Origin of the sequence: Polymorphospora sp. NPDC050346 (assembly GCF_040655695.1) — a bacterium.
GTDB lineage: Bacteria > Actinomycetota > Actinomycetes > Mycobacteriales > Micromonosporaceae > Polymorphospora > Polymorphospora lycopeni.
This window is the reverse complement of the sequence record NZ_JBFAKM010000058.1, coordinates 18,541-33,317: the sequence shown is the minus strand read 5'-3', so window position 1 is coordinate 33,317 and position 14,777 is coordinate 18,541. Positions and strand designations below refer to the sequence as shown.

15 protein-coding genes are annotated in these 14,777 nt (G+C 75.2%); 6 read left to right on the top strand and 9 right to left on the bottom strand.

Going from position 1 to position 14,777, the window contains the following annotated elements:
• Positions 1-137 precede the first annotated feature (137 nt).
• Positions 138-1,385, top strand: a complete 1,248-nt coding sequence (locus AB0I42_RS34785) for an MFS transporter (RefSeq protein ID WP_357544017.1) — start codon at positions 138-140, stop codon at positions 1,383-1,385.
• A gap of 15 nt (positions 1,386-1,400) precedes the next feature.
• Here the strand turns inward: AB0I42_RS34785 and AB0I42_RS34780 are convergent, their stop codons facing one another.
• Genes AB0I42_RS34780 through coxB form a run of 9 tightly spaced genes read right to left on the bottom strand, consistent with a single transcriptional unit; the run spans position 1,401 to position 10,024 of the window.
• Positions 1,401-3,116: a ubiquinol-cytochrome c reductase cytochrome b subunit gene (locus tag AB0I42_RS34780; protein WP_357544016.1), complete on the bottom strand. Its 1,716-nt coding sequence runs from the start codon at positions 3,114-3,116 to the stop codon at positions 1,401-1,403.
• Entirely contained in the window at positions 3,113-4,030 is a 918-nt protein-coding gene (locus tag AB0I42_RS34775) for a Rieske (2Fe-2S) protein (RefSeq protein WP_357544015.1), read from the bottom strand. Before AB0I42_RS34775 ends, AB0I42_RS34780 begins: the two co-directional genes overlap by 4 nt.
• Positions 4,027-4,878: a c-type cytochrome gene (locus AB0I42_RS34770; RefSeq protein WP_357544014.1), complete on the bottom strand. Its 852-nt coding sequence runs from the start codon at positions 4,876-4,878 to the stop codon at positions 4,027-4,029. The genes AB0I42_RS34775 and AB0I42_RS34770 overlap by 4 nt, the downstream gene beginning before the upstream one ends.
• A gap of 3 nt (positions 4,879-4,881) precedes the next feature.
• A complete protein-coding gene (locus AB0I42_RS34765) occupies positions 4,882-5,265 on the bottom strand; it encodes a c-type cytochrome (RefSeq protein WP_357544013.1) in 384 nt (127 codons plus the stop codon).
• Complete coding sequence (locus AB0I42_RS34760; protein WP_357544012.1) at positions 5,262-6,143, bottom strand: cytochrome c oxidase assembly protein; 882 nt, start codon at positions 6,141-6,143, stop codon at positions 5,262-5,264. The genes AB0I42_RS34765 and AB0I42_RS34760 overlap by 4 nt, the downstream gene beginning before the upstream one ends.
• Positions 6,134-6,529, bottom strand: a complete 396-nt coding sequence (locus tag AB0I42_RS34755; protein ID WP_357544011.1) for a hypothetical protein — start codon at positions 6,527-6,529, stop codon at positions 6,134-6,136. Before AB0I42_RS34755 ends, AB0I42_RS34760 begins: the two co-directional genes overlap by 10 nt.
• On the bottom strand, positions 6,529-7,149 hold the full coding sequence (locus AB0I42_RS34750) for a heme-copper oxidase subunit III (RefSeq protein ID WP_357544010.1): 621 nt from the start codon (positions 7,147-7,149) through the stop codon (positions 6,529-6,531). Before AB0I42_RS34750 ends, AB0I42_RS34755 begins: the two co-directional genes overlap by 1 nt.
• Positions 7,146-9,053, bottom strand: coding sequence for a cytochrome c oxidase subunit I (gene ctaD / locus AB0I42_RS34745; protein ID WP_357544009.1), 1,908 nt, complete (start codon positions 9,051-9,053; stop codon positions 7,146-7,148). Before ctaD ends, AB0I42_RS34750 begins: the two co-directional genes overlap by 4 nt.
• Before the next feature lie 11 nt (positions 9,054-9,064).
• Positions 9,065-10,024, bottom strand: coding sequence for a cytochrome c oxidase subunit II (gene coxB / locus AB0I42_RS34740; protein WP_357544008.1), 960 nt, complete (start codon positions 10,022-10,024; stop codon positions 9,065-9,067).
• Positions 10,025-10,255: 231 nt separating this feature from the next.
• On the opposite strand from coxB, the gene ccsA reads away from it, so the two are divergent.
• The 5 genes from ccsA to AB0I42_RS34715 are packed head-to-tail and all read left to right on the top strand — an operon-like array spanning position 10,256 to position 14,777.
• Positions 10,256-10,987, top strand: a complete 732-nt coding sequence (gene ccsA / locus AB0I42_RS34735; protein ID WP_357544007.1) for a cytochrome c biogenesis protein CcsA — start codon at positions 10,256-10,258, stop codon at positions 10,985-10,987.
• Positions 10,984-11,406 (top strand): cytochrome c maturation protein CcmE, encoded by a 423-nt coding sequence (locus tag AB0I42_RS34730; RefSeq protein ID WP_357544006.1) that lies wholly within the window; start codon positions 10,984-10,986, stop codon positions 11,404-11,406. The genes ccsA and AB0I42_RS34730 overlap by 4 nt, the downstream gene beginning before the upstream one ends.
• Entirely contained in the window at positions 11,396-13,339 is a 1,944-nt protein-coding gene (locus tag AB0I42_RS34725; RefSeq protein WP_357544005.1) for a cytochrome c-type biogenesis CcmF C-terminal domain-containing protein, read from the top strand. The genes AB0I42_RS34730 and AB0I42_RS34725 overlap by 11 nt, the downstream gene beginning before the upstream one ends.
• Positions 13,336-13,899: a TlpA disulfide reductase family protein gene (locus tag AB0I42_RS34720; protein ID WP_357544004.1), complete on the top strand. Its 564-nt coding sequence runs from the start codon at positions 13,336-13,338 to the stop codon at positions 13,897-13,899. The genes AB0I42_RS34725 and AB0I42_RS34720 overlap by 4 nt, the downstream gene beginning before the upstream one ends.
• A complete protein-coding gene (locus tag AB0I42_RS34715; RefSeq protein WP_357544003.1) occupies positions 13,896-14,777 on the top strand; it encodes a cytochrome c-type biogenesis protein CcmH in 882 nt (293 codons plus the stop codon). Before AB0I42_RS34720 ends, AB0I42_RS34715 begins: the two co-directional genes overlap by 4 nt.

Genomic DNA, 14,777 nt, shown 5'->3' with positions numbered 1-14,777 from the left:
CGGCGCCGGGGCCCGCGGGGGCGCCCCCCCCCCGCTCCCGGGGGGGCCGGCCCCCCCCGGGCGGCCCGCCCGGATCGTCGATCCGGACGGCCCGCGGCGCTTGACCTCAACCCGGGTTCAGGTACGAAGGTGCACCGGTGACCGCACCCGGCAGGCTCCTCCCCGAGGGCTACCGCACCGTGTTGAGCGACCCCGGATTCCGGCGGCTCGCGACGGCCACCCTCGTCTCCTTCCTCGGTGACGGCCTGTCCGTCGTGGCGCTGGTCTGGGTGGCACTCACCCTCGCCCCGCCCGGCGCCGAGGGGCTGGTCGTCGGTGCGGCCGTCGCGGCGTACGCGCTGCCGGCCGCGCTCGGCGCCGTCCTGCTCGCCCCCTGGCTCAGTCGGCTGGACGCCCGGCGGCTGGTCAGCCTCAGCGCGAGCCTGCGCGCGGTGGCCCTGGGCACCGTCGCGGTCCTGCACCTCGCCGGCGGTCTCGGGGTGGCCGGCTACATCGGGCTGCTCGCCGTCTCGTCCGTGCTCGGAGCCTGGGGGAACGCCGGGCTCTACACCATCGTCAGCCGGCTGTTCGACGCCGGCCGCCGGCTGCCCGCCAACTCGCTGGTGAGCACCGCCCAGCAGGTCAGCATCGTCGTCGGCCCGGCGCTGGCGGGCGTACTCGTCGGATTCGTGGACGCCGCCGTCGTACTCGGCCTGGACGCTCTCACGTGGGCGTTCCTCGGCGTCCAGGTCCTGCGGATCAACCTTCCCGACACGGCGGCGGCATCCGGGCGGCCACGGCTTTCCACCGGTTTCCGGCTCCTCGCCCGGCGCCCGCACCTCGCCGGCCTGCTGGCGGTCACCGCGGGGTTCGTCTTCCTCTACGGTCCGGTCGAGGTCGCGCTCCCGCTCTACGTCACCCACGACCTGCACGGGTCCGCCGGTCTGCTCGGCGCGTACTGGGCGGTCTTCGGGGTCGGGGCCGTCGTCGGCGGGCTGCTGGGCGGGATGCTGCGTACGACGCGGCAGTGGCCGCTGGTCGTCGCCGTCATCGCGGGGTGGGGCCTCACGCTGATCCCGTTCGGCTTCCTCGACGCGGCGGCGCCGACCCTGGCGCTGTTCGCCCTCGGCGGGCTCGCCTACGGCCCGTTCCCCGCCTTCACCCTGGCCCTGTTCCAGAACGCCACCGACCCGGCCGACCTGCCCGCGCTGCTGGCCGCCCGCGGCGCGATCACGATGACCGTCATGCCGGCCGGTGCCGCGGTCGGCGGTCCGCTCGCCGCCGTGCTGGGTGCCGCCGGCACGCTGCTCGTCTCGGGGGTCGCCACGCTGGCGCTCGCCACGGTCACCGCCGCCGTGCTGGTCGCGGCGGCCCGGCCGGCCCGGCGCCGGGCGGTCCGGGCCTAGCGTCGTGCCGGGCGCTCAGCCGCGCCGGTCGCGGCCCTGCCCGCCGCGCCCGCGGCGTAGCGCCGCCGCCAGCAGGGCGCCCCACGCCACGCGTCTCCCCCACCGGCGCAGCCCGGACCGTACCGGGCCGGACCGGGCCACCGGCCCCGGTCCGGGTACCCGTACCGTCCGCACGCCGGGGTAGGCGGTCCGGGCGGCCGTCGTGGCCGCCGCCTCGGACGTGGCGTCGCGGTTGCCGGTCAGGACGACGCCGCCGTCCGCCGCGTGGTACCGCCACCTCCAGACACCCCGCTCCGGCCAGACCTCGACCCGCTCCGCCGGCTCCCGCCCGGTGGCCTTCTCGGCAGGCGCTGACGCGGGCGGTGGCGCGGGCGCCGTACGGCGGCGGGTGGCCGCCCGCCGCAGTTCGGCGCGGGTCAGGTCGCCGAACCCGGCCGCGTCGCCGCCGCGCAGCGCCCGAGTGACCAGGTAGGCGACCAGTCCCGCGACCACCGGCAGGACGAGGACCGACACCCGCAGCACCGCCACCACGCCGGCCAGCGGCACCCGCAGCAGCCGGGCGATGATCTCGTCGGCGCCGGCGAGCACCAGCAGCGTGAAGAAGACGATCGCGCCGACACCGACGCCGAGCCGTACCGGGTGCCGGCGGGGCGGGTCGAGCAACTGGTGCGGCAGTTCGTCGCGGCTGAACCGCCGTTCCAGGAACGGCCAGGCGTACAGGACGGCGAAGGTCAGGCCGCCGAGCACGACGCCGGGGAAGAACGGCGCCGGTACGAGGTGGCCGAAGACCCGGAACTCCACCGGCGGGAAGAGGCGCAGGGCGCCGTCGGCCCAGGCGACGTACCAGTCGGGCTGGGCGGGCGAGGTGGCCTGGGACGGTTCGAAGGGGCCGTACAGCCAGACCGGGTTGATCTGGGCGAGCCCGCCCAGCGCGAACAGCACCGCCAGCACCCAGGCGAAGAGCGCGAGCGTGCGCAGGGTGTAGCCGGGCCAGAAGCGGGAGCCGACGACGTTGTGCTCGGTGCGGCCCGGGCCGGGGAACTGGCTGTGCTTCTGCCGCACCAGGATCGCCAGGTGGATCGAGACGAGCGCGACGAGGATGCCGGGGACCAGCAGGACGTGGCTGACGAACATCCGCGGGATCATCTCGTCGGACGGGAACTCGCCGCCGAAGGCGAGGAACGCCGCCCAGGCGCCGACGACCGGGATCGACTCGACCACCGAGTAGATGATCCGCAGTCCGGTGCCGGAGAGCAGGTCGTCCGGCAGCGAGTAGCCGGTGAAGCCGTTGAGCAGGGCGAGCGCGAGCATGGTGACGCCGACCAGCCAGTTGATCTCGCGGGGCCGGCGGAACGCGCCGGTGAAGAAGATGCGCAGCAGGTGCAGCACGATCGCGCCGACGAAGACCAGCGCCGCCCAGTGGTGGGTCTGCCGGACCAGCAACCCGGCCCGTACGTCGAAGCTCAGCCGCACGGTCGATGCGTACGCGGCCGAGGTGGTGGTGCCGTCGAGCGGGGCGTAGCCGCCCTCGTAGACCCGGTCGGCGGTGCTCGCTTCGAAGAAGAACGTCAGGTAGACGCCGGTGAGGATCAGCGCGACGAACGCGTAGAGGGCGATCTCGCCGAGCATGAACGACCAGTGGTCCGGAAAGACCTTGGCCAGGGCCCGCCGGGCGACCGGTGAGACCCGCAGCCGGTCGTCGAGCCCGCGCACGAACCGGCCGACGATCACGGCCGGCCCCAGTAGCCGGCGCCGGGCGGGGAGGTGAAGTCGCCGGTGGCGCGCAGGAAGCCGTCCGGGTCGACCTCGACGGGCAGGCCGGGCAGGGCGCGGGCGGCCGGTCCGCTGACCGGGCGGGCGGCGGCGAGCAGGTCGAACGACGACTGGTGGCAGGGGCACAGCACCCGGCCGGTGCCGTTGAGGTAGAGGCGGACCGGGCAGCCGGCGTGGGTGCACAGCATCGAGTAGACGACCAGGCCGTCGAGGTCGCCGGCGGGCGGTGGCCGGGAGAAGCGGCGCGGGTCGAGGCGTACGGCGAACGCCGGCCCGTCACCGGTGTCGACGTGCCCCTCGGGGAAGACGCCGACGATGGTGCCGGCCGGTACGTCGGTGGGGCGCAGCGGCCGCCCGTCGGTGTCGACGAGCCGGACGCCGGCCTCCCACGGGGTGTCGCGCAGCGCCTGCTGCGGCCGGGTGCGGTCGTAGGGCAGCAGTGAGCGCAGCGGGAAGAGCGCGGCCGCGCCGATCGCGGTGACCGCGAGGCCGAGCAGGGCGAGCAGCCCGCGCCGGCGGGGCGGACTGTCCGGGGTGGTCAGTGCGGCGGCGGCGAGGGCCTGGTCCTGCGGTGGCGGGCTGAACGACTCGTGCTCCTCGACGTGGCCGCCGGTCGGGATCAGCCGGCGGGCCCAGATCGCCAGCCCCAGGGCCAGTCCGGTGAAGGCGACGGCGAGGCTGACGCCTTCCCAGCGGGTGTTCCCGCCGAGCGCGTACGTCGTCGCGAAGCCGACCGCGCCCAGGGTGCTGACCAGGAACGCGGCGCCGATCCGGCGGGTGGCGGCCCGGTGGTCGCCGGGTGGGGCGTCCGGGCCGGTGTGGGGCGGGACCGGCCCCGGGTCGTCGGCCGGCGCCGGGCGGCGGGCGGTCACCGGTCGGCCTTCGTGCCGAGCCAGCGGACGGCGAGCACCAGCAGGCTCAGCCCGATCAGCCAGGCGACCAGGCCCTCGGCGGCCGGCCCGAGCCGGCCCAGCGGGTTGCCGCCGACGTCGAACCGCTCGCTCTGGAGCAGCCGTACGTAGCTGGTCAGGTCGTCGACCTGCCGGTCGGTGAGCACCTCGGCGGGGAAGGCGGGCATCGGTCCGGGACCGACCCGGACCGCCTCGGCGATCTGCACCGCCGTCGCCTCGTACAGCGGTGGTGCCACCAGTCCGTTGGTCAGGTCGGTGCCGGAGCCGGTGGCGGAGTGGCACGGCGCGCAGTTGGCGGCGAAGATCTGCCGGCCGGCGGCGACGTCGCCCGGGGCGGGGTCCGGGATCTGCGGTCCGCCGCCGCCGAAGCTGGCGACGTGGTCGACCAGGGCGGCGATCTCGGCGGCGGAGAAGACCGGCTCGTGCCGGGTCGGCTGCTGTCGCTCGTCTTTCAGCGGCATCCGGCCGGTGCCCAGCTGGAAGTCGACCGAGGCCGGGCCGACGCCGACCAGCGACGGCCCGCGCTGGGTGCCCTGCCCCTGCACCCCGTGGCAGCTGGCGCAGGTGCGCAGGTAGAGGTCGGCGCCGTCGGGTGCCGGGGCACCGGTCGGTGCCGGCGCTCTGGCGCCCGGCGGGACCGCCGCCGGAGCCATCGTGGCCGGCCGGACGGCCGCGGGAGCCGGCGTGATCGCGGCGGGAGCCGGCGTGCTGGGCGTGCTGGGCGTGATCGCGGCCGGGCCGAGGGCGAGCAGGGCCACCGCCGCGACGGCCAGGGCCCGGCGCCGGTTCCCGCGCTGCGGCATCTCCATCGCTCAGTCCAGGGTGTGCAGGTAGGCGGCGATGTCCTCGGCGTCGATCGGGTCGACGCCGAGGTTCGGCATGGCCGTGCCCGGCTCGACCGACTGCGGGTCGGTGATCCAGCGTTTCAGGTTCTCGGCGCTGTTCGGCAGTTCGCCGGCGATGTATGAGCGGGCGCCGAACCGGGTCAGCGGTGGTCCGACGAGGCCGTCCGCCCCGTCGATGCCGGGGATGGTGTGGCAGGAGCCGCAGCCGTACCGGGCGATGAGTTCGGCGCCCCGTTCGGGGTGGCCGCTGTCCGGTCGGGACACCGGTGGCGGCGTCGTACGGCCGCAGCCGGGCACGGCGGCGACGATCGGCAGTACGGCCAGCAGCGGCCACAGGATCCGGTTGTTCAACGGACTGCCCCTTCGGTCGGTGCCCCGGGCGCGGCGACCCGGTCGTCGGCCGGGACCGGTGGGTCGCCGTCCGGGCGGGCGAGCCAGCGCAGCAGTCCGGCCAGCGCCGCGACCAGCAGGACGACGTCCATCGGCACCCACATCAGCAGGCCGGCGAGTTGCTGGTCGGCCAGCGGGTCGGCGCCGTACACGGTCGCCGGGTAGACCGGCCGGGTGGCGAAGGTGAGCACGGCGCCGAGTGCGGTGGCCGGCAGCATGGTGGTGACGAGCAGCAGCGTCCCGACCGGGGCCGGCGGCCGGTGCCGGGGCGGGCCGACCACCGGTGTCCAGAGCAGCCAGGCCGCGAAGACGAAGCACAGGTGCTCGACGCCGTGCAGGACGGGGTGTTCGAGGGCGGCGACGTACGGGACCGGCAGGTGCCAGACCCACAGCACCAGCAGTTGCCCGGCGCCGGCCAGCGACGCGTACACCACCGGGCGGCGCAGCGACCGGACGGCGGGGGCCGCCCGCCACCGGGCGAGCCGGCGGCGCAGCCGCAGCGGGGTGGCGAGGCTCAGCGGCAGGCCGGCGCCGCCGGCGGCGAGCAGCGGGCCGGCGACCAGCAGCAGCACCATGTGCTGGGTCATGTGCCCGGCGAGCGAGCCGTGGGCGAGGTCGTCGAGCAGCCCGCCCTCGATCGCGAGCACGATCAGGGCGCCGCCGGCGAAGGCCGCGGCCCGCCGGACCGGCACGATCCGGCCGGTGCCGTGCCGGGACCACAGTTCGTGTACGCCGCGGCCGTAGCCGGCGACGGCGAGGCAGACGAGGCTGACGACCAGGGTCGACAGCAGGCCGCCGGCGACGGCGGCGGGGGCGGTGTCCGCGGCGGTCAGTGGCATGACGGCAGCACCAGCACGGCGATCCCGCCGAGCACGATGATGGCGAGGAAGAGCAGGTTGCCCCAGATCCCGAGCAGGGCGAGCATCCGGGCGCGGGCGAACCGCGGGTCGCCGCCGGCCCGGGCCGGCCGGCCGGTGCGGCGCCAGGTCAGTACGGCGGCCAGCAACGCGCCGACGGTGACCAGGGCCGGCACGACGACGGCCAGCCCGATGACGGCGCGCGGTGGGAGGCCGGCGACGCGGTGGATGCCGGCGGCGCAGGTAAGTTCGTCGACGCCCCAGCCGACGAACAGGTGGACCGCCCAGGCGACCGCGCCGCCGAGGACGCCGTACCAGGCGAGCAGTCCGCCGGCGAGGCGGGCGCGGTGACCGGGTGCCGCGCTCATCACAGCCGGGGTGAGAGGTAGATGGTGAACAGGATGCCGAGCCAGACGATGTCGACGAAGTGCCAGTAGATGGCGACGTTGCGGACCCGGTCGTCGCGTCGGGCGTCGAGGCCGCCGCGGGTGGTGGTGAGCGCCCAGGCGATCATCGTCGCGCCGATCAGGACGTGCAGTCCGTGGAAGCCGGTGATCACGTAGAACAGCGAGCCGTAGGCGTTGGTGGTGAGGGTGAACTCGGTGAGCAGTTCGGCGTATTCGGTGGCCTGCAACGCCAGGAACGTCAGGCCGAGCAGCATGCTGGCGGTCAGTCCGGCGCGTACCCGCCAGAGCTGGCCGCGGCGCAGGCCGCGTTCGGCCCAGAGCATCGGCAGGCTGCTGGGGACCAGTACGGCGGTCATCACCAGCGGGCGCAGCAGGGCCGGGTCGGGGATGTCCCCCGGCGGCCATTGTGGACCGTACTGGAAGCGCAGGTAGAAGTAGCTGCCGAGCAGGCAGGCGAACAGGGTCGCCTCGGTGGTGACGAACAGCACCATGCCCCACCAGCCGGTGGAGCGGCCGACCGGCAGCTCGGTGCTGAGCGCTTCCGGGCTGGTCGTCGCCGTGATCCCACCGGGCGGGGTCATGTGCGGGCCTCCGGGCGGCGGCCGGGCCAGAGCCAGGCGGCGACGGTGCCGGCGACGACGGCCACCGCGGCGGCGGCGACCGGATACCAGGCGAAGAGCAGCGAGACGAAGAGGGCGAGCAGGGCGAGGGCGAGGACGAGCGGCTTCACGCTCGCCTCCGGCATCTCCACCGGGCGCTCGTACCGGCCGTCCAGTTCGCTGGTGAGCGGGGTGCGGCGGCCCTCGCTGAGGACGCGGTCCGCGGTCGCGCCCGGCCCGGTCGACTCCGCGGTGCGCGCGTCCCAGGTCGGGTGCAGGCTGTGCACCCGGGGAACCACCGGGAAGTTGTACGCCGGCGGCGGCGAGTCGGTCGACCACTCCAGGGTGTCGCCGCCCCACGGGTCGGGCGGCGCCGGCCGGCCGCGCCGTATCGCGTGCACCACCCCGACCACGACGACCAGGAACCCGACCGCCAGCAGGTACGCCCCGACGGTGCTGACCAGGTTCCAGCCGTCCCAGTCCAGGCCGGCCGGGTACGTGTAGACGCGGCGCGGCATGCCGAAGAGCCCGTACAGGTGCATGGGGAAGAAGGTGATGTGCATGCCGGCGAAGACGAGCCAGAACGCCCAGCGGCCGAGCCGTTCGGCGTACATCCGGCCGGTGATCTTCGGCAGCCAGTGGTAGATGCCGGCGAGGATCGGGAAGACCGCGCCGCCGACGAGGACGTAGTGGAAGTGCGCCACGACGAAGTAGGAGTCGGTGACCTGCTGGTCGAAGGCGGTCAGCGCGAACATGGCGCCGGTGACGCCGCCGAGCACGAAGGTGATGATGAACCCGATCACGAACAGCAGCGGGGTCCGCAGCACCAGCCGGCCGAGCAGCATGGTGGCCAGCCAGGCGAAGATCTGGATGCCGGACGGGATGGTGATGATGCTGCTGGCGGCGCTGAAGAAGCCGTACGACACCTGGGGCAGCCCGACGGCGAACATGTGGTGCGCCCAGACGCCGAACGAGATGATCGCGATCGCGACGATGGCGAGGACGACCAGCGGGTAGCCGACCACGCCACGGCGGGTGAAGGCGGGCAGGACGGCGGAGACGATGCCCAGGCCGGGCATGACGATGATGTAGACGTCCGGGTGGCCGAAGATCCAGAACAGGTGCTGCCAGAGCAGCACGTTGCCGCCGGCGGCCGGGTCGAAGAAGCCGGCGCCGAAGCGGCGGTCGAGGAAGAGCATGGCGTTGTCGAGGTTCAGCGCCGGCAGCGCGAAGATGACCATGAAGGCGGTGGCCACGATCGCCCAGACGAACAGCGGCAGCCGGTTGAGCGACATGCCGGGGGCGCGCATCTTCAGCGCGGTGACGATGAAGTTGATCGCGCCGGCGGTGGTCGAGACGCCGAGGAAGAGCAGGCCGAGGGCGTAGACGTCGAGGTGCAGGCCGGGGGTCGCCTGCCCGCCGGTGAGCGGCACGTACGCGAACCAGCCGCCGTTGGGGGCGGCGCCGAACGGCAGGCTCGCCCACATGAAGATGCCGGCGAAGAGGAAGACCCAGTAGCCGAAGGCGTTCAGCCTCGGGAAGGCCATGTCCCGGGAGCCGATCATCAGCGGGACGAGGAAGTTGCCGAAGCCGAACAGCATCGGGGTGGCGAACAGGAAGATCATCGCCGTGCCGTGCATGGTGAAGAGCTGGTTGTACTGCTCCGGCGACAGCAGGTCGCCGCCCGGGTTGGCGAGTTGCGTACGCATCAGCAGGGCGCTGATGCCGGCCAGCGCGAAGAACACGGCGGCGGTCACCAGGTAGCGGCGGCCGATCCGCTTGTGGTCGACGGTGGTGAGGAAGGACCGCAGCGACGGTCGCTCGGCCCAGTTCGCCTCGAGGCGGTCGAGGTCCGCCCGGTCGGCGCCCGGCGCCGGTGTGTCCACTATCGACATGGTCAGCCCAGGGACCGCAGGTAGGCGATGAGGTCGGGCAGTCGCGCGGCGTCGACCGGTTGCGGCGGCATCTTGTTGCCGGGCTTGACCGTCTGCGGGTTGGCGATCCAGCCGCCGAGGTGGCCGGCGTCGTTCGGGACGGCGCCGGCGCCGATGCTCCAGCGGGAGCCGACGTCGGACAGGTCGGGACCGACCCGGCCCTCGGCGCCGGTGCCGCGTACGGTGTGGCAGGCCGCGCAGGTGCCCTGGACGAAGGCCTGCTGCCCGCGCCGTTCGGCGTCGGTGCTCGGCGCCCGGGCGGGTGCCGCCAGCCGGGCCAGCCGGGCGTCGAACTCGGGCCGGGGCACCGCGATGACCATGAGGGCCATGTGAGCGTGCTGCAACCCGCAGTACTCGGCGCACTGCCCCCGGTACTGCCCGGCCCGGTCGGCGTGCAGCCAGGTCTCGCGGGTCTCGCCGGCGATCAGGTCGGTCTTCGGCATCAACTGCGGGACCCAGAAGCTGTGCAGTACGTCGGCGGTGCGCAGCCGGACCCGGACCCGCTCGCCGACCGGGATGTGCATCTCGTTGGCGGTGGCGCCGGCGACGCCCTCGTAGCGCACCTCCCACCACCACTGGTGTCCGGTCACCTCGACCGTCGGGGCGTCGCGGCCGGGGTCGGTGCCGAGTGCGGCGAGGTCGCGCAGGCTGACGCCGTACACGGCGACCAGGATCACCAGCGGCAGTCCGGCACCGGCGATCGTGACGAACCGCAGCGGCTGGCCGTGCCGGACCCGGGTCCGGTTGCCCCGGCGGAAGATCAGCGCCCAGGCGAGCAGCGCCATGACCTCGACGAAGACGACCACGGAGATCCAGAACAGCAGCCACCACAGGCCCTCGACGCGCTGCGCCCCGGCGCCGGCCGGATCGAGTGCCGAGGGCGCCTGCCCCGCACAGCCGGCGAGCGGGACGAGGGTCACCACCGTTGCCGCCCGCCCCGTCCGGCGCCGGCGGTCCGGCCCGGTTCGGGGTCTGCGTGCTGCCTCGGTCGTGTCCACCAGCACGGACAGTAGCCAGTACCGCCACTTTGCGTCCTGATATGGCGGATAAACGGTTTGGCCTAATGAATCGCCCTAAGGTACGAGGCGACGGATCCATCGGGTACGAGTGCCGGGGCGGCGGCGCGGACAGGGAAGATCATGAGAAGGCCCGGCATGAACCTCCTGTCGGACACCGGCCGGGCCGGCCGCCGTACGGCGGTGTGGCTCGCTTGTGGACTCTCCGCCGCCGCGGCGGTGACCGGGATCGTGGTGGCGCCCGTCGACGGGTTGCAGGGACCGGCACAGCGGCTGATGTACCTGCACGTGCCGGCCGCCTGGGTGGCGTACGCCGCGTTCACCGTCGTCCTGCTGGCCGGCGGGGCGTACCTGGTCGGCGGTGACCTGCGGTGGGACCGGTTCGCCCGGTCCGCCGCCGAGATCGGCGTGGTGCTGACGGCCGCCGCGATCGGCACCGGCGCGCTCTGGGGCCAACTGGTGTGGGGCACCTGGTGGGCGTGGGACCCCCGGCTGGTCAGCACCGCACTGCTGCTGCTGGCGTACGCCGGCTACCTCGCGCTGCGGCGCCTGCTCGCGGAGCGGGCCGGCGGACCGGACGGCGCCGACCACCGGGTCGCCCGGCCGGCGGCGTACGCCGGCATCGCCGGCTTCCTGCTGGTGCCGGTCGTGCACTTCTCCGTGGTCTGGTGGCGTTCGCTGCACCAGCCGGCGACGGTGCTCGCCCCGGAACGCCCGCCGATCGACCCGCGGATGGGCGCGGCGCTGCTGCTGGCGGTCGCCGCCGCCACGGCCTGGGCGTTCTGCGTCCTGGTCCACCGGGTGGTCGTGCTCGAACGCCGGCTCGCCGCGCTACCGGTGGCCGACCGCACGCCGGTCGGCGCCGGATGAACCGGCCGCGGATCGGCCGGATCGCCGTCGTGGCGGTGCTCCTCGCCGCCGGCGGACTACTGGTCACCAGCGCGTTGCAGGACACCCTCACCTACTACCGCACCCCGGGCGAGGTGCTCGACGACCCCGAGGCGGGACGGCGGCCGACCCGGCTGGGCGGCGAGGTCGTGCCCGGGTCGGTGCGGCACGACGGCGACCTGGTCACGTTCCGGCTCGGCGGCGACGGGCACGAGATCACGGTGACGCAGCGCGGCATGCCCCCGGAGACGTTCCGCGAGGGGCAGGGGGCGATCGTCGAGGGCCGGCTCTCGGCCGGCGGGGTGTTCGAGTCCGACCGGGTGGTCGTGCAGCACGGCAACGAGTACGGCCCCTCCCCCGCGCCGCCGTCCGGGCCGGAGAGGGCCGGCGGTGCTCGCTGAGGCCGGCACCGGAGTCCTCGCCGGCGGAATGCTCGCGGCCACCCTGTCCACCCTGCTCTGGCTGCGTACCGCGCTGTTCGGCGGGTCGAGCCGCCCGGCCCGGTTCGCGACCACGGCGACGCTGGCCGCCGCGGTGGCCGGCTGCGCGCTGCTGGAGTGGGCGCTGCTGCGGCACGACTTCAGCGTGCGGTTCGTCGCCGAGAACGGCGGCCGGGACGTGCCGCTCTACTACACCGTCACCGGCCTGTGGGCCGGCCTGGAGGGGTCGCTGCTGCTGTGGCTGCTGATCCACTGTGGATACACGTGGTGGTTGTCCCGGTACGCCCACCGCCACCCGCCCCGGCTGCACGCGTACGCGATGGTGGTGGTCAGCGCGGCCGGCACGTTCTTCTTCGCGTTGACGCACTTCGCGGCGAACCCCTTCGGCGAGGTGTTCCCGGTCCCGCCCGACGGTCCCGGCCCGAACCCGCTGCTGCAACAACACCCGGCGATGGGCCTGCACCCGCCGCTGCTCTACGCCGGCTACATCGGCCTGGTGGTGCCGTTCGGGTTCGCGGTCGCGGCGCTGATCACCGGCCGTACGGCGCACGACTGGGCGCGGATCGTCCGGCCGTGGACGCTGTTCGCCTGGGCGGCGCTGACCGCCGGCATCGGGCTCGGCGCCTGGTGGTCGTACACGGTGCTGGGCTGGGGCGGCTACTGGGTGTGGGACCCGGTCGAGAACGCCTCGCTGCTGCCGTGGCTGACCGCGACCGCGTTCCTGCACACCTCGTTCGGGCGGTCCGCCGCCCGCCCCACCTGGAACGTACTGCTGGCCTGCGCCAGCTTCGCGCTCGTCCTGCTCGGCACCTTCCTGACCCGGTCGGGCGCGGTCGCCAGCGTCCACGCGTTCACCGACTCCCCGCTCGGGCCGATGCTGCTCGGCGCCGTCCTGCTCGCGGTCGTCGTACCGACCGTCCTCTTCGGACTGCGCGGCGGCACCCGGCCGGCGCGCGGCCGCACCGCCGCGCTGTCGACGGGTACGGCGCTGCTGGCGAACGCCGTCATCCTGCTCACCGTCACCGCGATGGTGCTGATCGGCACCGTCTTCCCACTGCTCTCCGACGCGCTCGGCGGGCCACGGACGGCGGTCGGGCCGGCGTACTACCACCGCACCGCCGTACCGCTGGCCGTCGTGCTGCTGCTGGTGATGGGAGTGGCGCCGGTGCTGCGGTCGGCCGGCCGCGGGGCGTACCGGCGGCTGGCGGTGCCGGCCGGGGCGGCGCTGGCCACCGTCGCCGTCGCCGGCACGCTCAGCCGGCCCGGCCTGCCCGCGCTGGCCGCCTTCGCCGCCGCCGCGTTCGTCCTCACCGGGCTCGCCGGCCAGTTCGCGCGGCGGGTTCGCCGCCGGCCCCGGGCCGCCGGCCTCGGCGGGCTGCTCGCGCACGCCGGCATCGCCGTCGTCGCGCTCGGGGTGGCCGGCTCGGCCGCCTACGGCGACAGCGTCGAACGCGAGCTGCGGGTCGGCGAGACGCTGCGGCTCGGCGCCACGTCGGTGCGGCTCGTCGAGATCCGGCGCGACGCCGACCCCGGGGTCATGTCGGTCGACGCCCGCCTGCGGCTCGTCACGGCCGCCGGCCACGAGCGCACGGCCAGCCCGACCCTGCGCTACTACCCGGGCCGGGACACCGCCGTCACCGTCCCCGAGGTGGTGTCCGACCCGCTGCGGGACAGCTACGTCACGCTCATCGCGGTCGCCGCCGACAGCACGAGCGCGACCGTACGGCTCGCCGTCAACCCGCTCGTCGGCCTGCTCTGGGCCGGCGGGCTGCTGACCACGGCCGGGGGCGCGGTGGCGATGGCCGGTGCCGTACGCCGCCGGCCCGGCGTCCGGCGGCCACCGGATCGCCGTACGGCGGTCGACGCCGCCCCCGCCGAACGGACCCCGGTGTGACCGGGCGCGCCCTGGTGTCCCTGCTCCGGCGGCCGGCGCCGGTGCTGGCCCTGCTGCTGACCGCCGTACTCGGCATCGTCCTGGCGGTCGGGCTGCACCGGGCGGCGGGCTCGGCACCGGACGCGGCGGCCGGCGCGGCCCCGGGCGCACCCGCCCCCGCGCTGGCCGGCCCGACCCTCGACGGCGGCCAGTTCGACCTGGCCGACGCCCGGGGCCGGGTGGTGCTGGTCAACGTCTTCGCCTCGTGGTGCGGGCCGTGCCGGCGCGAGCTGCCGCTGCTGGTCGACGTCTCGCAGCGCTGGTCGGCGCAGGGCGTGCAACTGGTCGGGATCAACGTCAAGGACGGCACCGCGGCCGTACGGGCGCTGCTGGCGGAGACCGGCGCCGAGTCGATGACGGTGCTCCCGGACCCCGACGGCACGCTCGCCGTCGGCTGGGGTGCCCGGGGCGTACCGGAGACGTTCGTGGTGGACCGCGACGGCCGGATCGTCGACCGGCGCCGGGGCGAGGTGACCCGGCAGTGGCTGGAGCAGCGGGTCGGGCCGCTGCTGGCCGGATGAACCGGCGCCGCGCCCTCGGCGTCGCGGTCCTGGTGCTGCTGACCGTCGCAGCCGGCGTGGCACTGTTCCGGTCGGCTGCCGCCGGCGACGACCCGGCCCGGTCGATCGCGGCCGGCCTGCGGTGCCCCTCGTGCCAGGGCGAGTCGGTCGCCGACTCCAGTTCGCCGGTCGCCGCCGCGATGCGGCAGGTGGTCGCCGACCAGCTCGCGCAGGGACGGAGCCCGGACGAGATCCGGCACTGGTTCACCGAACGCTACGGCGACGACGTGCTCGCCGACCCGCCGCTGAGCGGGCCGGGGGTGCTGCTGTGGGGCGTACCGGCGCTGGTGCTGCTGGGCAGCGGCTACGCGGCCGTACGCACCCTGCGACCGGCCGGGCGCCGGACGGGCGTACCGGTCGGGCCGGCCGGCGGGCCGGGTCGCCGGACCGCCTGGCGGCTCGGTGCCGTCGGCCTGGTCGCCATGGTCGGCGCGGTCGCGTTCGGCGCGGCCCAGGTCGGCCGGCCGGCCGGCGACGGCGGTCCACCGGACCCGGCCGCCGTCGCCGTGCTGCTGGCGCGTGACCTGGAGCAGCAGGGCCGGTACGCCGACGCCGCGCGGATGTACCGGCAGGCGCTGGAGACGCGCCCGGACGTGGACGTCCGGCTGCGGCTGGCCTTCACCCTGATACGCGCCGGCGCCCCGGCCGACGCCGAGCAGGAGGCCCGGCGGGTGCTGGCCGGCACACCCGGCCTGCCCGACGCGCTGCTCGTGCTCGGCCTGGCCCAGCGGGAGACCAGCCCGGACCGGGCACCGGAGACCCTGCGGCGGTTTCTCGACGCCGCGCCCGGCCACCCGGCGGCGGGCGAGGTCCGGCGGCTGCTCGCCCCGGACGGCTGA

Excerpts from the sequence above, each read along its gene's own strand:
- AB0I42_RS34770 (WP_357544014.1), bottom strand. The coding sequence starts at position 4,878 with ATGGAGATGCCGCAGCGCGGGAACCGGCGCCGGGCCCTGGCCGTCGCG.
- AB0I42_RS34760 (WP_357544012.1), bottom strand. The coding sequence starts at position 6,143 with ATGCCACTGACCGCCGCGGACACCGCCCCCGCCGCCGTCGCCGGCGGC.
- AB0I42_RS34755 (WP_357544011.1), bottom strand. The coding sequence starts at position 6,529 with ATGAGCGCGGCACCCGGTCACCGCGCCCGCCTCGCCGGCGGACTGCTC.
- AB0I42_RS34750 (WP_357544010.1), bottom strand. The coding sequence starts at position 7,149 with ATGACCCCGCCCGGTGGGATCACGGCGACGACCAGCCCGGAAGCGCTC.
- ccsA (WP_357544007.1), top strand. The coding sequence starts at position 10,256 with ATGAACCTCCTGTCGGACACCGGCCGGGCCGGCCGCCGTACGGCGGTG.
- AB0I42_RS34730 (WP_357544006.1), top strand. The coding sequence starts at position 10,984 with ATGAACCGGCCGCGGATCGGCCGGATCGCCGTCGTGGCGGTGCTCCTC.
- AB0I42_RS34715 (WP_357544003.1), top strand. The coding sequence starts at position 13,896 with ATGAACCGGCGCCGCGCCCTCGGCGTCGCGGTCCTGGTGCTGCTGACC.